At 69.8% G+C, this 18,511-nt stretch carries 21 protein-coding genes; 12 read left to right on the plus strand and 9 right to left on the minus strand.

Features of this window, described 5'->3' with window-relative positions; genetic code table 11:
- The first annotated feature begins 15 nt into the window (after positions 1–15).
- The 4 genes from ACZ5VQ_RS29645 to melA are packed head-to-tail and all read left to right on the plus strand — an operon-like array spanning position 16 to position 4,119.
- On the plus strand, positions 16–984 hold the full coding sequence (locus ACZ5VQ_RS29645; protein ID WP_469107554.1) for a carbohydrate ABC transporter permease: 969 nt from the start codon (positions 16–18) through the stop codon (positions 982–984).
- Positions 981–1,859 carry a carbohydrate ABC transporter permease gene (locus ACZ5VQ_RS29650; protein ID WP_469107555.1) on the plus strand — a complete coding sequence of 293 codons (879 nt, stop codon included), beginning with the start codon at positions 981–983 and terminating at the stop codon, positions 1,857–1,859. Before ACZ5VQ_RS29645 ends, ACZ5VQ_RS29650 begins: the two co-directional genes overlap by 4 nt.
- A 5-nt stretch (positions 1,860–1,864) precedes the next feature.
- On the plus strand, positions 1,865–2,812 hold the full coding sequence (locus tag ACZ5VQ_RS29655) for a carbohydrate kinase family protein (protein WP_469107556.1): 948 nt from the start codon (positions 1,865–1,867) through the stop codon (positions 2,810–2,812).
- Complete coding sequence (gene melA / locus ACZ5VQ_RS29660; RefSeq protein WP_469107557.1) at positions 2,809–4,119, plus strand: alpha-galactosidase; 1,311 nt, start codon at positions 2,809–2,811, stop codon at positions 4,117–4,119. Before ACZ5VQ_RS29655 ends, melA begins: the two co-directional genes overlap by 4 nt.
- 19 nt (positions 4,120–4,138) lie before the next feature.
- Here melA and ACZ5VQ_RS29665 read toward each other — a convergent pair whose 3' ends face one another.
- The gene (locus ACZ5VQ_RS29665) at positions 4,139–4,654 is read right to left on the minus strand and encodes a flavoprotein (protein WP_469107558.1); all 516 of its coding nucleotides are present in this window, start codon (positions 4,652–4,654) and stop codon (positions 4,139–4,141) included.
- Between the two features lie 50 nt (positions 4,655–4,704).
- Positions 4,705–5,163, minus strand: a complete 459-nt coding sequence (locus tag ACZ5VQ_RS29670; protein WP_469107559.1) for a nuclear transport factor 2 family protein — start codon at positions 5,161–5,163, stop codon at positions 4,705–4,707.
- 115 nt (positions 5,164–5,278) lie between these two features.
- On the opposite strand from ACZ5VQ_RS29670, the gene ACZ5VQ_RS29675 reads away from it, so the two are divergent.
- From ACZ5VQ_RS29675 to ACZ5VQ_RS29690, 4 genes are all read left to right on the plus strand, one after another.
- A complete protein-coding gene (locus tag ACZ5VQ_RS29675; RefSeq protein ID WP_469107560.1) occupies positions 5,279–5,851 on the plus strand; it encodes a TetR/AcrR family transcriptional regulator in 573 nt (190 codons plus the stop codon).
- A 119-nt stretch (positions 5,852–5,970) separates the two neighbouring features.
- Complete coding sequence (locus tag ACZ5VQ_RS29680; protein WP_469107561.1) at positions 5,971–7,431, plus strand: aldehyde dehydrogenase family protein; 1,461 nt, start codon at positions 5,971–5,973, stop codon at positions 7,429–7,431.
- 244 nt (positions 7,432–7,675) lie between these two features.
- Positions 7,676–8,299, plus strand: coding sequence for a LysE/ArgO family amino acid transporter (locus ACZ5VQ_RS29685; protein WP_469107562.1), 624 nt, complete (start codon positions 7,676–7,678; stop codon positions 8,297–8,299).
- Positions 8,300–8,372: 73 nt separating this feature from the next.
- Entirely contained in the window at positions 8,373–8,822 is a 450-nt protein-coding gene (locus ACZ5VQ_RS29690) for a nitroreductase family deazaflavin-dependent oxidoreductase (protein ID WP_469107737.1), read from the plus strand.
- Between the two features lie 147 nt (positions 8,823–8,969).
- On the opposite strand, the gene ACZ5VQ_RS29695 is transcribed toward ACZ5VQ_RS29690, so the two are convergent.
- Positions 8,970–9,980, minus strand: a complete 1,011-nt coding sequence (locus tag ACZ5VQ_RS29695) for a cation diffusion facilitator family transporter (RefSeq protein ID WP_469107563.1) — start codon at positions 9,978–9,980, stop codon at positions 8,970–8,972.
- A 93-nt stretch (positions 9,981–10,073) separates the two neighbouring features.
- Here ACZ5VQ_RS29695 and ACZ5VQ_RS29700 point away from each other — a divergent pair, with 93 nt between their 5' ends.
- The 3 genes from ACZ5VQ_RS29700 (at position 10,074) to ACZ5VQ_RS29710 (ending at position 12,000) form a co-directional block, all read left to right on the plus strand.
- Positions 10,074–11,090, plus strand: a complete 1,017-nt coding sequence (locus ACZ5VQ_RS29700) for a glutathione S-transferase family protein (protein WP_469107564.1) — start codon at positions 10,074–10,076, stop codon at positions 11,088–11,090.
- A gap of 76 nt (positions 11,091–11,166) precedes the next feature.
- A complete protein-coding gene (locus ACZ5VQ_RS29705; protein WP_362076084.1) occupies positions 11,167–11,460 on the plus strand; it encodes a DUF4235 domain-containing protein in 294 nt (97 codons plus the stop codon).
- Between the two features lie 72 nt (positions 11,461–11,532).
- Positions 11,533–12,000: a peroxiredoxin gene (locus ACZ5VQ_RS29710; RefSeq protein WP_469107565.1), complete on the plus strand. Its 468-nt coding sequence runs from the start codon at positions 11,533–11,535 to the stop codon at positions 11,998–12,000.
- Positions 12,001–12,022: 22 nt separating this feature from the next.
- Here the strand turns inward: ACZ5VQ_RS29710 and ACZ5VQ_RS29715 are convergent, their stop codons facing one another.
- Positions 12,023–12,415, minus strand: a complete 393-nt coding sequence (locus ACZ5VQ_RS29715; RefSeq protein ID WP_469107566.1) for a VOC family protein — start codon at positions 12,413–12,415, stop codon at positions 12,023–12,025.
- Between the two features lie 361 nt (positions 12,416–12,776).
- Between ACZ5VQ_RS29715 and ACZ5VQ_RS29720 the strand changes: the two genes are divergently transcribed.
- A complete protein-coding gene (locus ACZ5VQ_RS29720) occupies positions 12,777–13,808 on the plus strand; it encodes a 7-epi-alpha-eudesmol synthase (protein WP_469107567.1) in 1,032 nt (343 codons plus the stop codon).
- A gap of 132 nt (positions 13,809–13,940) precedes the next feature.
- Here the strand turns inward: ACZ5VQ_RS29720 and ACZ5VQ_RS29725 are convergent, their stop codons facing one another.
- Genes ACZ5VQ_RS29725 through ACZ5VQ_RS29745 form a run of 5 tightly spaced genes read right to left on the minus strand, consistent with a single transcriptional unit; the run spans position 13,941 to position 18,210 of the window.
- Positions 13,941–15,194, minus strand: a complete 1,254-nt coding sequence (locus ACZ5VQ_RS29725) for a cytochrome P450 (protein WP_469107568.1) — start codon at positions 15,192–15,194, stop codon at positions 13,941–13,943.
- The gene (locus ACZ5VQ_RS29730) at positions 15,191–15,811 is read right to left on the minus strand and encodes a GTP-binding protein (RefSeq protein ID WP_469107569.1); all 621 of its coding nucleotides are present in this window, start codon (positions 15,809–15,811) and stop codon (positions 15,191–15,193) included. The genes ACZ5VQ_RS29725 and ACZ5VQ_RS29730 overlap by 4 nt, the downstream gene beginning before the upstream one ends.
- A complete protein-coding gene (locus tag ACZ5VQ_RS29735) occupies positions 15,792–16,163 on the minus strand; it encodes a DUF742 domain-containing protein (RefSeq protein WP_189844169.1) in 372 nt (123 codons plus the stop codon). Before ACZ5VQ_RS29735 ends, ACZ5VQ_RS29730 begins: the two co-directional genes overlap by 20 nt.
- Positions 16,160–16,570 carry a roadblock/LC7 domain-containing protein gene (locus ACZ5VQ_RS29740; RefSeq protein ID WP_055611716.1) on the minus strand — a complete coding sequence of 137 codons (411 nt, stop codon included), beginning with the start codon at positions 16,568–16,570 and terminating at the stop codon, positions 16,160–16,162. The genes ACZ5VQ_RS29735 and ACZ5VQ_RS29740 overlap by 4 nt, the downstream gene beginning before the upstream one ends.
- Positions 16,571–16,575: 5 nt before the next feature.
- A complete protein-coding gene (locus tag ACZ5VQ_RS29745) occupies positions 16,576–18,210 on the minus strand; it encodes a sensor histidine kinase (protein ID WP_469107570.1) in 1,635 nt (544 codons plus the stop codon).
- Positions 18,211–18,511 lie beyond the last annotated feature (301 nt).

The raw sequence follows: 18,511 nt of genomic DNA on the forward strand, positions 1-18,511 counted from the left end.
AGGGAGGAAGGCCGCATGACATCACTGCCCCGCGCCATCACCCTCGCGCCGCAGTCCCAGCCGCGGGCGCCGGCCGTCTCACGGCGCGGTGCGCGGCGGCGCGCCCGGCGGGAGAAGGCCACCGCCTGGGCTTTCATCGCGCCGTCGGTTCTCGTCATCCTGGGCCTGGGCATCGTCCCGGTGGTCTGGTCGCTGCTGCTGTCGTTCCGCGCCGACGACCTGGTCACGCCGGGCCGCTGGGTGGGTCTCGACAACTACCGGGCGCTGGCCCAGGACCCCAACTTCCATACGGCGGTGGGCAATACGCTGCTGTATGCGGCGCTGTTCGTGCCGCTGAGCCTGCTCGGCGGTCTGGCGCTCGCGCTCGCCCTGAACCGGCGGATCCGGTTCATCGGCCTCTACCGGACCCTGCTCTTCATCCCGTTCGTGGTGTCCGCGGCCGCCCAGGGCGTGCTGTTCTCGTTCATCCTCGATCCGGAGTTCGGCGCGGCCAACTCGCTGCTGCACAAGTTCGGCATCTCGCCGCAGGGCTTCCTGACCGACCCCGACCAGGCCATCCATCTGCTGGTCCTGATCTCCCTGTGGAGCGGTGTCGGCTTCTGCGTGGTCGTCTACCTCGCCGCGCTGCAGGACGTACCGCGCGAACTCGTCGAGGCCGCCCGCATCGACGGGGCCGGCCGGTGGCGCGTACTGCGGCACATCACCCTCCCGGCCCTCACCCCCGTGACGGTCTTCCTGCTGCTGTGGCAGCTGATCACCGCGCTCCAGGTCTTCGACCTCGTGTACGTGACCACGAAGGGCGGCCCGCTCGGCTCGACCACCGTGATCGTGTACTTCGTCTGGCAGCAGGCGTTCCAGATGTTCACGGCGGGATACGGGGCCGCGGCCGCGTACGTCCTCGCGCTGGCCCTGCTGGTCGCGGGGGTGGCCCTGCGTGTCGTCCGGCGCCGGCAGGGTCGTGTCGTGGAAGGAGCCCTCCGATGAGCACGCGTCCGACGAGTGCGCTCAAGGTGAACACGCGCGGGGTGGGCCCGCGCGTGACGGGTCCGCGCGGGGTGAACCCCTGGCATCTGCTCCTCGCCCCGCTGGCGCTGGCCTTCGCGCTGCCGCTGGTGTGGCTGCTGCTGAGCTCGGTGATGACGAACGCGGAGATCAACCGGTTTCCGCCGGCGTTGTGGCCCGACGGCATCGATCTGGGCGGCTACCGGTATGTGCTGGGCAACGCGATGTTCCCGCGCTGGTTCGCGAACTCGCTGATCGTCGCGTCGGTCGCCGTCGTGTCGAATCTGCTGTTCGGGTCGCTCGGCGGCTACGCGTTCGCGCGGATGCGGTTCGCGGGGTCGCGGGTGCTGCTCGGGCTGATGCTGGCGACCATGGTCATCCCGTTCCAGCTGACGATGATCCCGACCTTCCTGGTGATGAAGTGGCTCGGTCTGATCGACACGCTGGGCGCGCTGATCGTGCCGTCGCTGGTGACGCCCTTCGCCGTGTTCCTGTTCCGGCAGTTCTTCCTGACGCTGCCGAGGGAGATCGAGGAGGCCGCCTGGATCGACGGGTGTTCGCGGCTGCGGGTCCTCTTCTCGATCGTCATGCCGCTGGCCCGGCCCGCCCTCGCGACGGTCGCGGTGCTGACGTTCCTCACGACGTGGAACGACCTGTCCTGGCCGCTCATCGCGATCAACCACGACACGCAGTACACGCTCCAGTTGGGTCTGACCACCTTCCAGGGGCAGCACCACGCGCGGTGGTCCGCGGTGATGGCGGGCAACGTCATCACGGTGCTGCCGGTCCTGGTGGCGTTCCTGCTGGCGCAGAAGACGTTCGTCCAGTCGCTCACGTCCAGCGGACTGAAAGGGTAGCCGCCTTGTCCCGTTCCTTCGACCTCCTGGTGATCGGTGACGTCAATCCCGATGTCGTGGTGGGTCCGGTGCCCCACGCGATGGCCTTCGGCCAGCGTGAACAGCTCGTCGAGCGGGGCGGGCTGGTCCTCGGCGGCTCGGCGGCCATCATGGCGTGCGGTGCGGCACGGCTTGGGCTGCGGGTGGCCTTCGCCGGGCGTGTGGGGGACGATCCCGCGGGCGCGTTCGTCCGCGGAGCGCTCACCGACCGCGGCGTCGACGTCACTCACCTGACCACCGACCCCCAACTGCCCACGCCCCTCACCGTGGTGCTCAACGACAAGGACGGCGACCGGGCCATCCTCACCTCGCCCGGCTGTCTGACGGCGACGAGTGCGCAGGACGTGCCCGAGGCATTGCTGGCCGACACCCGGCACGTGCACGCGGGGTCCTTCTTCCTGATGCCCCGTCTGGCACGGTCCCTGCCAGCCGTGTTCGCCGGAGCCAGGTCCCACGGGGCGAGTACCTCGCTCGACACCAACGACGATCCCGACGGCAGCTGGGACCGCGAACTGCTCGACCCGGTACTGGAGTTCACCGACATCCTGCTGCCGAACGCCGCCGAGGCCCGCGCGCTCACCGGTGAGACCCAACTGGAGGCAGGGGCAGCCGCGTTGGCGGGAATCGTCCCGCTGGTCGTCGTCAAGGACGGCTCCGAGGGCGCGCTGGCCCACGACGGAGACCGGGTCCGGCGCGTTCCGGCCATGCCGGTCGAGCCGATCGACACCGTGGGCGCGGGCGACAGCTTCGACGCCGGATTCGTCACGGCGACCCTGCGCGGTCTTGACCTGCGCTCATCGCTTGCGCTGGCCGCCGTCTGCGGTTCGCTCTCGACCCGCGGCCACGGCGGTACGGCGGCGCAGCCGACGTGGCGCGAGGCCCTCACCCGCACCGACCTGGAGAGCCGCACATGACCGAGGTAAAGATCGCCTTCGTGGGAGCCGGCAGCGTGGTGTTCACGCAGGGGCTCCTGGCCGACCTGTTCGCCTTCCCCGAGCTGGGGCACGCCCGGATCGCCCTGCACGACATCGACGAGGAACGGCTGGCCACGGCGGAGGGAGCCGCCCGCCACATCGCGGACGAGCGCGGCGCCAAACCGACGATCACCGCGCACCTCGACCGGCGCGCGGCCCTCGAAGGCGCGGACTTCGTGGTCAACACCGTCCAGGTCGGTATGAACGAGGCCACCCGCAAGGACTTCGACGTCCCGGCCCGCTACGGAGTGCGCCAGACCATCGGCGACACCCTCGGCATCGGCGGCATCTTCCGGGCCCTGCGCACCTTCCCGGTGCTGCGCGCCCTCACCGAGGACATGGCCGAACTCTGCCCGGACGCCCTGCTGTTGAACTACACCAACCCGATGGCGATGAACGTCCTGTACCTGTCGCGGATCGCACCGGCCCTGCGCGTGACGGGCCTGTGCCACTCGGTGTACTGGACGATGCACGACCTCTCACAGCTGGCGGGTGTCCCCTTCGAGGAGGTCTCCTATCTGGCGGCCGGCGTGAACCACCAGGCCTGGGTGCTGCGTTTCGAGCGCGACGGCCGCGACCTCCACCCGCTCCTCGACGCCGCGATCACCAAGGATCCGGGTCTCCTGCGCCGCGTACGGGTCGACATGTACCGCAGGCTGGGCCACTACCCCACCGAGACGAGCGAGCACTCGGCCGAGTACGTTCCCTGGTATCTGCACCACGACACCGAGATCGAACGTCTGCGGCTGCCGGTGGGCGCGTACTTGGACATCATCGAGGAGAACACCGCCGACTACGAGCGCACCCGCCGGGCCCTCCTCGCGGACACTCCGCTGCCCGTCGAGGGCACCATGGAGTACGCACCCCAGGTCATCCACAGTGTCGTCACCGGGACCCCACGCACGATCTACGGGAACGTCCCGAACCGCGGGCTCATCGACAACCTGCCCGCCGACTCCGTGGTCGAAGTGCCTTGCCTGGTCGATGCGTTGGGCGTCCAGCCGACCCGCGTGGGGTCACTGCCCCCGCAGTGCGCGGCGCTCAACAGCGCGTACGTCTCCGTCACCGACCTGGTCGTCCGCGCGGCCACGGACGGCGACCCGCGGCACATCCGCCACGCCGCGATGGCCGACCCCGCGACGGCGGCGGCCCTTCCGGTGGAGCGGATCTGGGACCTGTGCGACGACCTCGTACGGGCTCATCGGGAGCTGCTGCAGCCGGAGTTGAGGGAGGAGCTGGGGCACTGACACCCGGCCCGGGACCGGGTCAGCGCTCCAGGAGATCCAGGGCCTGCTCCCAGCGGAACTCCCGGCCCGCCGGACCGCCGAAGGCGTGTTCGCCGAACCGGACGCCCATCCCGCGCAGCCTTTTCAGGCTGTCCTGGTATGCGGGGTGGGCCGTCAACGCCTCGCTCACACAGGGCAGTACGGAGATCGGCACCCCCATCCCGTACGCCTCGCAGAGTGTGCCGAGGGCGAGGGTGTCGGAGATCCCGGCCGCCCATTTGTTGACGGTGTTGAAGGTCGCGGGCGCCACGGCGACGGCGTCCGGGTCGGGGAAGGGGCGCGGGTCGCCCGGGGCACGCCAGGCGGACCGGATCGGCCTGCCGGTCCGCGACTCGACCGCCGCGGTGTCGAAGAAGCCCGTCGCGATCGGGGTCGCGAAGACCCCGACGTCCCAGTTCCGCTCCTGCGCCAGAGTGATCAGCTCCTCGACCCCCTCGGCGACTCCGGCGGCGCAGACGACGACGTAGAGGAAGGGCTTCCGGGCCTGTTCAGTCACCCGGGAACCCTACTGAACGTCGCCTCGCCGCCCTGGCGCCTTGCGGCCCGCTACTGGACGGGGAAGGAATCCCCTCGCTCCGTGTCCGGGCGCGGGCCGTGGATCCGGCGTTCCTTCTCCTCGATCGGCACGTCGTTGATGCTGGCCTCGCGCCGCGTCATCAGGCCGTGCTCGTCGAACTCCCACAGCTCGTTGCCGTAGGAGCGCCACCACTGGCCATCTGCGTCGCGGCACTCGTACTGGAAGCGGACGGCGATGCGGTTGCCGTCGAAGGCCCAGAGGTCCTTGCGCAGGGCGTACTCCTGCTCGCGCCCCCACTTGTCGGTGAGCATCTCCACGATCCGGGCGCGGCCGGTGACGAAGGTGTCGCGGTTGCGCCAGACCGAGTCCTGCGAGTACGCGAGCGACACCTTGTGGGGATCGCGGGTGTTCCAGGCGTCCTCGGCGGCCTGGACCTTCTGGGCCGCGGTCTCACGGGTGAAGGGCGGCAGGGGCGGGCGGTCGGTCATGACGGCTTCCTCTCGATGGCGGTGCGACGAGTAGGAGAACGCACGTTCTCCGGTGTGGCTGCTAACGTAGAGAACGGTGGTTCTCCCGTCAAGACATCAAGGAGTGGTCCGGTACATGGACAGCGCGGTCGCCAGGGATCAGGCCCTGGACGCGGCGGAAGCCCTGTTCTACGGGCGGGGCATACAGGCCGTCGGCATGGACGACATCCGTGGCGCGTCGGGGGTCTCGCTGAAACGGCTCTACCAGCTGTTTCCCGCCAAGGAGCAGCTGGTCGTGGCCTATCTGGAGCGTCGTGACATCCGCTGGCGGCAGCGGCTGGCGGACCACGTGGCCGGGCACGATGATCCCGCGCGGCGCATCGTCGCGGTCTTCGACTGGCTCGGCGAGTGGTTCCGTGAGCCCGACTTCCGGGGCTGCGCCTGGATCAACTCGTACGGGGAGCTCGGCGCGACGTCGGATCGGGTCACCGCCCAGGTCCGCACCCACAAGAGGGCTTTCAAGGAATATCTGGCCGGTCTCGTGAACGACGCCGGTCTGCCCCCCGCCCTGGCCGCACAGGTGTATCTACTGGCGGAGGGAGCCATGGTCACCGCCGGGATCGAGCAGAGCGGCCCGAAGCCCGCCGAGCAGGCAGGACGGGCGGCCAGGATGCTGGTGGAGGGACACGGCGGGACCGTCGGCCATTGACCGATGCCCCGTCGAGTTGCAGACTCCATTTGAAGATTCAACGGAGAATTGTTCACCAGGCGAACACGCTTGCCTTGCGGAGCACGGCGTATCGCCTCGCATGACGGGAAGAGCCGCGCATGACCCTCCATCGTGACCTGCTGATCGGCGGCAAGGACCTGCCCGCGACCTCCGGGCGCACCGCCGAGGACGTGAATCCCTACAGCTCACAGGTGTACGCCACGGTCGCCGCGGCCGGCGTCGAGGACGTCACCCGGGCGGTGGACGCCGCCGACGCGGCCTTCGCCGACTGGGCGGCGCTCGGGCCCGCCCAGCGGCGGAAGATCTTCCTCACCGCGGCCGACCTGCTGGAGGCCCGCACGGACGAGGCCGTACGGATCATGGCGGGCGAGGTCGGTGGGACCCGGCCCTGGGCCATGTTCAACGTCGGACTGGCCGCGAACATCCTCCGCGAGGCCGCCGCCGCGGTGACCGCGCCGCGCGGCGAGGTGCTGAGCGCGCAGGAGGAGGGCGCGCTGGGGCTCGCGATCCGCGAACCGGTGGGTGTCGTGGCCGCCTTCTCGCCGTGGAACGCCCCGGTCATCCTGGGCGTCCGGGCGGTGGCCGCGCCGCTCGCCGCGGGCAACACCGTGGTGATGAAGCCGAGCGAGGACGCGCCGATCGCCTGCGGACTGTTCGTCGCGGACGTCCTGCGTGACGCGGGCCTCCCCGACGGCGTCCTGAACGTGATCACGAACGCTCCGGAGGACGCGGCCGCCGTCGCCGAGGCCCTGATCGCCGACGAACGCGTTCGGGCCGTCAACTTCACTGGTTCCACGGCCATCGGCCGGATCATCGGCGTGCACGCGGCCCGGCATCTGAAGCCCGCGGTCCTCGAACTCGGCGGCAAGAACTCCGTGATCGTGCTCGACGACGCCGATGTCGACTACGCGGTCGACGCCGCCGTCTTCTCCGTCTTCATGAACTCCGGGCAGATCTGCATGTCCGCCGACCGGATCCTCGTCCACGAGAGCCTGGCCGAGGAGTTCACGGCCAAGTTCACCGCGAAGACCGAGTCGCTGGCGTCCGGTGACCCGGCGGACCCGCACACCGTCGTCGGCCCGCTCGTCACGACGGACGCCGCGCGCCGGGTCGCCGCGCTCGTCGAGGACGCCGTCGCCAAGGGCGCCACCGTGCTCACCGGCGGCGCCGCCCCCGAGGGCGCCGTGCATCCGGCGACCGTGCTGACCGACCTGCCCGAGGACGCCGACCTCTACCACGGCGAGGCGTTCGGCCCGCTCGCCGTGATCAGCACCTTCGGCACCGACGACGAGGCGATCACCTTCGCCAATGCCACGGAACACGGACTGACCTGCGGGATCATCACCGAGAACGGCACCCACGGGCTCAAGGTCGCCCGCCGGATCCGTACCGGCATCGTGCACGTCAACGACCAGTCCGTCGCCGACGAACCGAACGCCCCCTTCGGCGGGTTCAAGGGCAGCGGATACGGCCGCTTCGGCGGGCGCTGGGGCATCGAGGCGTTCAGCAACACGCGCTGGGTGACGCTGGCGACACAGCAGGCGCACTTCCCGTTCTAGTCGGTCCGCCCGACGCGGCGGCACAAGGGCTGCGGCGCACCTCACGTGTGCCGCAGCCCTTCCCCACGCGCGTACGTGACGCCTTCCCGTACGAGACAAATGAGTTGCCCCGGTGGCTGCCCCGACGCCACCATCTGCCCATGACCACGACCGAAGCCCTTCTGCCGCCGACCTTCGCCACCGCTCGTCCGGTGCGGGTCCAGCAGCAGTCCGGCCGACCGCGGAGGCTCTCACTTCCGCGGTCGTGACCGCCGCGCTCGTCGCGGGGCTTCTCGCGGGCTATGGCATCGCCATCCCCGTCGGAGCGGTCGCGACCTACCTCGTCTCCCTCACCGCCCGTACGTCCCTGCGGATCGGCGTGTGCGCCGCGCTCGGCGTGGCGACGGCCGACGGGCTCTACGCCCTGGTGGCCGCGCTCGGCGGCTCCGCACTCGCCACCGCCCTCCAGCCCGTACTGGTCCCGCTGCGCTGGGCCTCGGGACTCGTACTCGTCGCCCTCGCCGTACAAGGCGCAGTCACCGCACTCCGCCAGTACCGCGAGCAGCGGCTCGCCACCCGGTCCGACCGGACGCCGGTGAGCCCCGGCCGCGCGTACCTGGCCCTCCTCGCCATCACCATGCTGAACCCCACCACCGTCGTGTACTTCGCGGCGCTGGTCCTCGGCAGCAGTGCCGGCGAGGCCGTCGGCCTCCTGGAACAGGGTGTGTTCGTCCTCGCCGCCTTCGCCGCGTCGGCCAGCTGGCAGCTGCTGCTCGCGGGCGGCGGTGCGCTGCTGGGCCGGGTTCTGACGGGTCGGCGGGGGCGGCTGGTGACGGCACTGGTGTCCAGCACCGTGATCCTGGCCCTGGCCGTACGCATGCTGGGATGAAATCACTGGGGTCGCCGTGTTCAACCAGGAGCCGGCACGAGTCGCACGAACGACGATCGATGGGATGGATGTCATGCCTCTCAAGGGCGAGTACGAACCCAGCCCCACCAAGTGGGTACGTGATCAGGTCGAGTTGTACGAGAGCTCGAACGGAACCGAGGGAACGACGTTGATGGACACGGGGTTGCCCGTGATCGTGCTGACCACCCTGGGTGCCAAGAGCGGGAGGATCCGCAAGACGCCGCTCATGCGCGTGGAGCACAACGGCACGTACGCCGCCGTCGCCTCGCTGGGCGGCGCGCCCAAGCACCCCGTCTGGTATCACAACGTCGTCGCCGATCCCCACGTGGAGCTCCAGGACGGCGGGACGCGCCAGGACATGACGGCGCGCGAAGTGACCGGCGAGGAGAAGGCCCAGTGGTGGGAACGGGCGGTCGCGGCGTATCCGGCGTACGCCGACTACCAGAAGAAGACCGACCGCGAGATCCCGGTCTTCGTACTGGAGCCGGCCGCCGGGGAGTGAGCGGCGCGGGCACATGACCGTGGGCCGAAACGGGGCACCGCCCCGGTGCGGCCCGTCGTCCTGGTCCCGACAGGGGGCTCCGCGGCGGCGCCCGGAACTCGTTCGAAGAAAGTCGGCATGATTCCCGGACGGCCGGGCACCCGACGTTCAGGCCCCGCCGCGCTCCCCCGTCGCGGCGGGGCCGCCGACGTGTGCGCCGGTGCCGGAACCCACGTGTTCGGCCCGTGCGGAGCGGCGCGCGACGGCGGCGTCCGTCACGTCGAGGAAGATCTGGTCGGCCTCCGGAATCGTGTGGGACACGGACCGCTTGATGCGCTCGGCGACCAGCTCGACCTCCTCACTGTCCAGGCCGGGGACCAGGTCGATCCGGGCGGCGACGAGCGTCGAGTCGGGGCCGAGCTGCATGGTCAGCAGGGCCTCCACCGAGTCGATCTCGGGCTGGGCGTCCAGCAGCGAGCGGATACGGTTGCTCGATTCCAGATCCGTGGCCTGGCCGATCAACTGGTCGCGTGCGTCACGGCCCAGCCGGTACGCCACGTACACGAGCAGCGCCCCGATGGCGAGCGACGCCGACGCCTCCCAGACGATCCGGCCGGTGATCATGTGAAGAACCATCCCGGCGATCGCGAGAGTCACACCGAGCACGGCGGTGCCGTCCTCGGCGATGACCGTCCGCAGGGCCGGGTCACCGACTCCGGCGGCGAGGCCGCCCTGCTTGCGCACCTGGTGGAGCGCCCGTAGTAGGGACACGCCCTCGACGAACAGGGCGACGACGAGGACGACCAGCCCCACCACATAGCCGTCGTGGTTCTCCGTGCTCCCCCTGCTGAGGGCCTCGAAGCCCTGGAGGAAGGAGAAGCAGCCGCCCATCACGAAGATCCCGACCGCGGCCAGCAGCGACCAGAAGAAGCGTTCCTTTCCGTAACCGAACGGGTGCCGACTGTCGGCGGAGCGCCGGCTGCGGCGCAGCGCGGCGAGGAGGAAGACCTCGTTCAGGCTGTCGGCCACCGAGTGCGCGGCCTCCGAGAGCAGTGCGGGGGATCCCGCGATCAGCCCGCCCACGGCCTTGGCCACGGCGATCACGAGGTTCGCGGCCAGCGCCACCAGCACGGTGACCCGGGTCCTGCGATCGGACGGTGTGGAGGGCTTGTGACTCATCTCGGCCGAATGCCCCTCCCACCGGCCCTCACACGGGGCGACGGCGGTTTTCGGGGAACCCTCCCCAGAGCAGGCGCACGGAAGGAGCCAGGTATGAGCGACACCGAGGGCAACAGGTCGTACGGGCGGAAGTCCTTCAAGCGGTCCAAGAGCCACTTCGCGGACCGCGTCACGGCGGACGGCCGGGACGGCTGGCCGGTCGAGGCGGGGCGCTACCGCCTGGTCGTCAGCCGGGCGTGCCCCTGGGCGAGCCGCGCGGTGATCTCCCGGCGGCTGCTGGGGCTGGAGGACGCCCTGTCGATGGCCATCGCCGACCCGATCCAGGACGACCGCAGCTGGCGGTTCACCCTGGACCCCGGCGGCCGGGACCCCGTACTCGGCATCCGGTACCTCGGCGAGGCGTACGAGGCCCGGGAGCCGGGCGCTCCGGGCGGCGTCAGCGTGCCCGCGCTCGTGGACGTGCCGACCGGCCGTCTGGTGACCAACGACTACCAGCGGCTCACCCTGGACCTCGCCACCGAGTGGACGGCCCTGCACCGCGAAGGCGCGCCCGACCTCTACCCGGCGGACCTCCGCGACGAGATCGACGAGGTCATGGCGGAGGTGTACGAGGACGTCAACAACGGGGTGTACCGGGCCGGCTTCGCCACCGGCCAGAAGGAGTACGCGGCTGCCTGCGAGGGAGTGTTCCGGCAGCTGGAGCTGCTGTCGGAGCGGCTCGCGGGGCGCCGCTACCTGGTCGGGGAGACGATCACGGAGGCGGACATCCGGCTGTTCACCACGCTGGTCCGCTTCGACGCCGTCTACCACGGCCACTTCAAGTGCAACCGGTGGAAGCTGACGGAGGACGCGGTCCTGTGGGCGTACACGCGTGACCTCTACCAGACGCCCGGATTCGGGGACACGGTCGACTTCGACCACATCAAGCGGCACTACTACCAGGTCCACACGGGCATCAACCCGACCGGCATCGTGCCGCTCGGGCCGGACCTGTCCGGCTGGCTCACCTCGCACGGCCGCGAGGAGCTGGGCGGGCGCCCCTTCGGGGACGGGAGTCCGCCGGGGCCGGTGCCCGAGGGCGAGGAGGTGCCGGCGGCGGGCCGGCCCTGAACCGTCCGTCTGCTTATATGCCGCTCAACGGGACACTCGCCATAGTGCCGGGACATGTAGGCCGAAGGAGACCCAGGTGCAAAAGAAGAAGCTGCCTCTCGTTTACAAGCCCCTCGGGTTCGCGCTCGGCTGGGCGAGCGGATCTCTCGCCGGAATGGCGTTCCGGGCGACCTGGAAGGCCATACGCCACGAGGAGGACGCCCCCGACGCGCTGGACAAGGACCGCGGCTGGGGCGAGATCCTGCTGGCCGCGGCCATCCAGGGCGCGATCTTCGCGGTCGTCCGCAGCGCGGTGGACCGTACGGGGGCGACGGCCATCGAGCGGTCGACCGGAGTGTGGCCCTCCGGCGACAAGGGGGGCCGCGACTGACTCCCTTACCGTCCAGTACGGTTGGCCTCCACGCAGTCGGCCCGGAGCCGGCCGGGAGTCAGGGGAGCGATCGTGAAGAACCAGATAGAGGTCGGCGACACCGTCGAGGACTTCGAGCTTCTCGACGAGACCGGCGCCTCGCGCAAGCTCTCCGAGCTGCTGGGCGAGGGGCCGGTCGTGCTGTTCTTCTATCCCGCGGCGCTGAGCGCCGGCTGCACCGCCGAGGCGTGCCACTTCCGCGATCTGGCCGCCGAGTTCACAGCTGCCGGGGCGCGCCCGGTGGGGGTCAGCGGTGACACGGTCGAGCGCCAGCAGGAGTTCGCCGGGAAGCACACCCTCGGGTTCCCGTTGCTGTCCGACCCGGAGGGCCTGATCCGCGAGCAGTTCGGTGTGACGCGGGGGTTCTCGCTTGCGCCCACGAAGCGGGTCACCTTCGTGATCTCCGAGGACCGGAAGGTGCTGGAAGTGGTGCGCAGCGAGCTCAGGATGAGCGCGCACGCGGACCGCGCCCTGGCGGCCCTGCGCACGCACAACGGCTGAACAGGCAAGTCCTCCTGTTCGATCAGCCCTGCTTGGGCGCGGTGGTCCGGTTACTGCGGACGGTGAACGAGTGGCCGGCCGGATCGGCGTATCCCCGCTCCTCGAACGGACCGGACGGGTCCTTGGTGTCCAGCGCCCGGCCGCCGAGCCCGATGACCTTGCGCTCGGCCTCGTCCAGGTCCTCGACATGGAAGTCCAGGTGGGCCTGCAGGGAGTTCTCGGGGCGCGGCCAGCTCGGCGGAGTGGCGTTCACATCCCGCCGGAACGCGATCCGGAACCCGTCGGTTCCCTTGATCTCCACACGGTTCGCCGACGCGTCCGTCTCCTCCGCGTCGAGGAACTCCTTGTAGAACGCGGCGAGTTTCTCGGGCTCGGCACAGTCCAACACCACGACGCCCGCCACTACCAGTGCCATGTTTCCTCCGTACACCGACCGACCGACCACGAGCGGCGCTCCGCCCACGGCTCCACGGCGACCGGGTACCCCGCCTGCGGAAATCAGTCGGCCGCGCGCCCGTGACCCGTCCCAGCGGAGGGCGAACGCGCGCATTCGGCCACGGAGACCGACGAATCGTCGAGGTCACGGAGTGGTGTAACGCAGGTCACGGTCAAGTCACCGAGGTCGCGGCATAGATCATTTACGATCAGGGCAGCCTCGTAGCGTAAATCGAGTCAACTTTCGTCTCGGGAAACGCAGTTCGAGCCAGCGGGCGTCAATTTCGACGTCCGCCCACAGGGATGGGGGGCCCTGTGCATCGTCTCAAGAGAGGACGCGAATGCCGCAGGACGTCAGGTTCGACCTCCCCTTCACCACCCCCGTCAGCGAACATCTCGAGTACGCCCGCGCCCGCCATCTGCGCTGGGTATGGGACAAGGGCCTGGTGCGCAGCCAGGCCGGATTCGAGGAATACCGCTCCTGGGATCTGCCCCAGGCGGCGGCCCGCACCTATCCCCACGCCTCCGCCGACGACATGGTCGTCCTGATGAACTGGTTCTCGCTGGCGTTCCTTTTCGACGACCAGTTCGACTCAGGAAGGCCGGATCGCGCCGACCGCATAGCGGAGGTCGCGCGGGAGCTCATCGCCACCCCCCTGCGGCCGGCGGGCATCACCCCTCGTGTGGCGTGCCCGATCACCGTGGCCTGGGCGGAGGTCTGGGCTCATCTTTCGGATGGCATGTCTCTGACATGGCGTACGAGATTCGCGGCCTCCTGGGGCCGCTTTCTTGTGGCGCACACCGAGGAGGTCGACCTGGCCGCCCGCGGCCTGGCCGGCACGCTCGACCTTCAGGAGTACGCCGAGTTCCGCCGTCGTACGGTCGGCATCCACCACAGCATCGACGCCGGTGAGCGCAGCCGCGGCTTCGAGGTGCCCGCCGAGGTGCAGGCGCATCCGCTGATGGAGAGAATGCGGGACCTGGCCGCCGACACCATCGGCTTCATGAACGACATCCACTCCTTCGAGCGCGAGAAACGCCGAGGGGACGGCCACAACCTGATAGCCGTCCTGCACCGCGAGCGCCGCTGCGGCTGGCAGGAGGCCGCCGACGAGGCGGTCAAGATGACCACGGACAGCCTTGCCGAGTACCTCGAACTGGAGGCGCAGGTACCGCAGATGTGCGACGAACTCGGCCTTGACGAGGACGACCGCACGAAGGTCCGGATGGGCGTCGAGGCCATCCAGCACTGGATAAACGGCAACTACGAGTGGGCACTCACCTCGGGCCGCTACGCCGCGGACAAGGAATCCCCCGCCGCCAAGGCCGAGTTGGCAGGCAAGGGCTCACTGGACGATCTCCTGGCGGTCTGAACACAGTTCCCCGCGCCCCCGTCAGGGGCGCGGGGCTGTGACATTGTGCGGCTCCGCCGCGTGGGCGCGACAAGCCACAACGAATCCGCAGCCGACCCACAACAGTCGCCTCGGGAAAGACCAGCGGAGCGCCTACGCCGTGAACTCCACCGGAAGCCGGTCGAGTTTCGCCTCCCACGTGGAAGCCGTGGACGTGAGCTCGTCCGGCGTCACCGCGAGCCGCAGCCCCGGCAGCCGGTGCAGCAGGACATTGACGGCCGTCTCGATGATGGCCTGTCCGATGTTCTGCCCGGGGCACTCGTGCGGTCCCCCGCTGAACGCGAGGTGCGACTGGTTGCCGTGCACGGAGATGCCGACGTCGGGCCGGATCTCCGGGTCGACGTTGCCGGCGGTCAGGCCGAGGACGAGCAGGTCGCCCTCCTGGATACGGTGCCCGCCCAGTTCGAGGTCGGCCGCGGCGAACCGCCCCGGCAGGACGGCCAGTGGCGGGGTGTTCCACATGACCTCCTCGACGACGGCGGAGATGTTGAGCTGTCCGCTGACCAGACCGGAGAGCCGGTTGGTGTCGGTGAGCACCAGTTGGAGCACCCGGGCCAGCAGATTGCTGGTGGTGGCGTGCGCGGTGATCAGCACCAGACGAAGATGGTTGATTATCTCGTCGTCGTCCAGGTCGGCGTGGTGCTCCAGCAGACCGGTCGTGAAGTCGGAGCCCGGCTCCACCCGCTTGCGCTCGGCCAGTTCGCCGAGGATCTGCATGATGCGGTCGTTGTGGACGAGGGCGTCCGCACCGCCCTTCATCACCTGTGCGCAGGACTCGGCGAGCTTCCGCCCCTCGCCCTCCGCGAGCCCGAACACCCTGGTCAGTACGAGCATCGGCAGGAACTCGGCGTATTCGGCCACCAGGTCGGCACTGCCGGCACCGGCGAACGCGTCGATCAGTTTGTTGGCGAAGTGTGTGACATGGCGGCGGATGCCACGGCCCGAGACGGCCTGCAGGTTGTCCGTCACCGCGCCGCGCAGCCTGCGGTGCGGTTCGCCGTCCTGGGAGACGCAGTCGGGCCGCCACCCCAGCATCGGAATCAGTGGCGAGGTGCTCTCGACACGCCCGTCCTTCCAGTCCCGCCAGATCCGCGAATCCCGGCTGAACTGGCGGGGGTTGTCGAGCACCCGTCTGTTCTCCCGGTAGCCGAGGACCAGCCACGCCGGGATGTCGCCCTCAAGCAGTACCGGCGCGACCGGCCCGTGCTGCTTGCGCAGGCGCGAGTAGATACCGATCGGGTCGGTCGCCGCGTCGGGCCCGTAGAGACGGGTGAGCCCGTCTCCCCCGCCGTGCGCGACCGGGCAGCCGCGCGGGGCGTCGGGACCGTTTAAGGGCTGGTCGGTCATCGGGACTCCAGAGCGACTGCGGAGCGTTCTTTGAGGTGGCGTATCAGCGCAATGAGCACATCACGGCTGGAGACCCGGTCGCGGGCGTCGCAGGCCACGATCGGGGTGTGCGGGGAGATGTCCAGCGCGTCGCGGATCTCCTCGACCGGGTGGTCCTTGGAGTCGGGGAAGACGTTGAGGGCGATCACGAACGGGACGTTCTGCCGCTCCATCTCCTCGATCGCCCGGAAGCTGGAGGCCAGTCGACGCGTGTCGACCAGGACCACGGCCCCGAGCGCGCCCTTGAACAGCCCGTTCCACAGGAACCAGAACCGCTCCTGGCCGGGAGTGCCGAACAGGTACAGCACCAGCTGGTCGTTGATGCCGATCTTGCCGAAGTCGAGGCTGACGGTGGTCTCCTGCTTGTCCGCCACCCCGATCAGGTTGTCGACGTCGGCGCTGGCCTGGGTCAGCGTCTCCTCGGTGGTGAGCGGCTTGATGTCGCTGACCGAGCGGACCATGGTGGTCTTGCCGGTGCCGAACCCGCCGGCGATCATCACCTTCACCGAGCGGGCACCGGCCGGCAGAGTGCCGTCGGCCGAGTACCGGTCGGGATGGTCAAAGCCTTTCAAGTCCACTGAGTACCTCCTCAAGGAGCGCGAGGTCGGGCCCGCGACCGGCGTTCGACGCCGGGATGGGGTCACGGGCTTCAACGCGTCCTGCGTCCAGCAGATCGGCCAAGAGCACCGCGAGAATGTTGAAGGGCAATCCGAGATGGGCGCCGAGTTCGGCCACCGACAGCGGATCGCGGCAGCGCCGGAGGATCTCCTCGTGCTCGTGCTGCAGTCCGGGGACGGCTGCGGCACGGGAGGTGATGAGGGTCGCCACGTCAAGGCTCGACGACGAACCGCCCGGTCCGCTGCGACCGCCCGTGAGGACGTAGTAGCGCTCCAGACCGGACGGGTCCGTGGGTCGGCGGGGACCACTCATCCAGAGTGCTCCTCCAGGCGCGGAGTGGTGCCGAGGAGCTCACCCATCCTGCGGGCCAGGTCCCTCATCTGGTGTCCGAGCAGGCCCTGGTCGAGCCCCTCCCTCGCGAGCACTCCGAGGTACGTCTCCACGCCGGCGCGCACCACGAAGAGGTGACCGCCGTCCACCTCGATCATCGCGAGGCGCAGTTGCCCGGCGTATTTGGGGAACTGCTCGGCCACGGGCTGGGCCAGTGCCTGCAGGCCCGCCACCACAGCGGCGAAACGGTCCACGTCGTCGGGGTCGTCGGCGCCGTAGGAGGTGATGGCCTTGCCGTCGCTGGAGGCCACGAGGGCGAAGCGGATCTCCTGGATGCTCTCCACCAGATCGCGGAGCGCCCAGCTCACGTCGGTTCCCTGTTGCGTCATGTGGACTAGTCGCTCTCTTCAGTGCGGTGCTCTGTGGACTCACGTCCGGCGGTCGGCTCGTGTCCGGCAGCCGGCTCGCGTCCGGCGGTCGGCTCACGTCCGGCCGTGGCGAAGGCGGCCAGGCCGGTGAAGGACTCGTCCGGCGGCACCGCGTGCGAGGCGGTGGCGGTGGACTCGTCCTCCCGTGCGACCGACCTGGGCCTCTCGGACTCGGCTCGCCTGCGGCGCCGGGGCAGACCGCCGGGCGTGGTGTCCCCGGTCTCCTCCGGCTCCTCGGCCTGACCCGATTCCTCGGCCGGGGCCGAACCGGTGCCCGGCGCGACGGAAGCCTCAGCGGCAGGAGCCGGCGCCGTGACGGCGGCGGGCAACTGGCTGAAGTACTTGTGAGGTACCACGATGACCACCGAGGTGCCGAGCCACGGCGAGTCCGCGAAGGTGACCCTGATGCCGTACCGGCGGGCCAGGGCTCCCACCACGCGCAGACCGAGGTGGGCGTCCTCGGACACCCCGCCGAGGCCGGGGCCAGGGGCCACACCCTCCAGCGACTGGAGTGCCTCCTGCTTCTTCTCCTCGTTCAGGCCCTTGCCGGAGTCCTGGATCTCGACACCGACGCCATTGGGCACCTCCTTGCCAGAGACGATCACCGGCTCGGTGGGCGGCGAGTAGCGCGCCGCGTTGTCGAGCAGGTGGGCGAAGATCAGCGTGAGGTGGTCCACCATGCCGCCGTCGACGCCGAGTTCGGGCAGGTGCTGCACCTGGACGCGGTCGAAGTCCTTGATCCGGCCGATGCCTCCGCGCACCACGCTGAGCAGGCGCTGAGGCTCCTGCCACTGGCGGCCGGGCCGGTCCGAGCCGCCGAGTACGCCGATGCTCGCGGCCAGCGAGTCGGCGGGGCCGAGCTGCTGGTCGAGCTCCATCAGACCCTGGGCGACGGAGGGCAGCCTGCCGTGTTCGCCCTGCATCTCGTGGAGCCGGCCGCGCAGCTTGCTGGTCAGTACGTGGATACGGCTGCCGATGCTGATGACGGCCTGCTCGGCGGAGGTGGAGCGGTTGAACTCCTGCTCCACGCCGATGAGTGCCGTCCTGAGCACCTTGCGCAGTTGGGCCTGCAGGTCGGCGCTGACCTCCGCGCACTGGTTGACGGAGGGCAGCACGTCGTCGATGGAGTCACCGGCCCGCAGCCGCTCCAGCGCCTCGGGCAGCTGCTGGTCGGCGAGCTGGGCGACGGCCGCGAGCTGCCGGTCGAGCTGCTCCTGCCAGGCCTGCGTCTGCTCGGCGATCCGCGCCTCGTAGGCCTTGGCCTGCTCGGCCAACTGGGCGTCGTACGTGGAGCGTTCGGCGGCGTACTTGCGCTCCAGGCCGGCCACGTGCTGCTGCCACTGCTGGGAGTGTTCGGCCTGCGCGTTCCTGAACTCGCCTGCGCTGCGGCGCAGCTGGAGCTGGGAGCGGACGAGGAGTCGTACGGAGATGGCGCTCGCAGCCGTCGCCGCGACGCCGGAGACGATCGCGGGTATCTGGGTCGAGTCGGGTCCGGCGACCGCGGCGGCGACGGTTCCAGCGCCTAAGGCCAGCGGCATCAGCCACCAGCTGTACCAGGCGGCCGGTGCCCGCGCCTCCGGTGGCGGAGTGGCAAGTTCCATCTGCATCCTTCGAAGCAACACGATCGAACAGGGGGGAGAAGCTCGGGGCAGCACTCGCCGCGCGGTGATCCACCCCGCGACGGGCATGCGTGGACAGCGAGCGACAACCGATTGCTGTCGCGTCAACTCGCCGCGCCTCAGGGAACCTTATCGGGTTTGATCTACCTCGGATCAACCTCTCCCCTCCGGTTCTGTGAAGCTTTCGTCACGCTCCGACCAGGCCTTACGGGTCGACAAATCCCTTAACCCATCACCCATGCCGAAGGGCGGTGTGACGAAAACGGCGGGTACGACACGGATC

It is taken from the genome of Streptomyces sp. NPDC033178 (assembly GCF_055577685.1).

Coding starts and splice junctions, on each gene's coding strand:
- melA (WP_469107557.1), top strand. CDS start 2,809: ATGACCGAGGTAAAGATCGCCTTCGTGGGAGCCGGCAGCGTGGTGTTC.
- ACZ5VQ_RS29670 (WP_469107559.1), bottom strand. CDS start 5,163: ATGACCGACCGCCCGCCCCTGCCGCCCTTCACCCGTGAGACCGCGGCC.
- ACZ5VQ_RS29650 (WP_469107555.1), top strand. CDS start 981: ATGAGCACGCGTCCGACGAGTGCGCTCAAGGTGAACACGCGCGGGGTG.
- ACZ5VQ_RS29680 (WP_469107561.1), top strand. CDS start 5,971: ATGACCCTCCATCGTGACCTGCTGATCGGCGGCAAGGACCTGCCCGCG.
- ACZ5VQ_RS29720 (WP_469107567.1), top strand. CDS start 12,777: ATGCCGCAGGACGTCAGGTTCGACCTCCCCTTCACCACCCCCGTCAGC.
- ACZ5VQ_RS29695 (WP_469107563.1), bottom strand. CDS start 9,980: ATGAGTCACAAGCCCTCCACACCGTCCGATCGCAGGACCCGGGTCACC.
- ACZ5VQ_RS29725 (WP_469107568.1), bottom strand. CDS start 15,194: ATGACCGACCAGCCCTTAAACGGTCCCGACGCCCCGCGCGGCTGCCCG.
- ACZ5VQ_RS29735 (WP_189844169.1), bottom strand. CDS start 16,163: ATGAGTGGTCCCCGCCGACCCACGGACCCGTCCGGTCTGGAGCGCTAC.
- ACZ5VQ_RS29740 (WP_055611716.1), bottom strand. CDS start 16,570: ATGACGCAACAGGGAACCGACGTGAGCTGGGCGCTCCGCGATCTGGTG.
- ACZ5VQ_RS29645 (WP_469107554.1), top strand. CDS start 16: ATGACATCACTGCCCCGCGCCATCACCCTCGCGCCGCAGTCCCAGCCG.
- ACZ5VQ_RS29675 (WP_469107560.1), top strand. CDS start 5,279: ATGGACAGCGCGGTCGCCAGGGATCAGGCCCTGGACGCGGCGGAAGCC.
- ACZ5VQ_RS29745 (WP_469107570.1), bottom strand. CDS start 18,210: ATGGAACTTGCCACTCCGCCACCGGAGGCGCGGGCACCGGCCGCCTGG.
- ACZ5VQ_RS29700 (WP_469107564.1), top strand. CDS start 10,074: ATGAGCGACACCGAGGGCAACAGGTCGTACGGGCGGAAGTCCTTCAAG.
- ACZ5VQ_RS29690 (WP_469107737.1), top strand. CDS start 8,373: ATGCCTCTCAAGGGCGAGTACGAACCCAGCCCCACCAAGTGGGTACGT.
- ACZ5VQ_RS29715 (WP_469107566.1), bottom strand. CDS start 12,415: ATGGCACTGGTAGTGGCGGGCGTCGTGGTGTTGGACTGTGCCGAGCCC.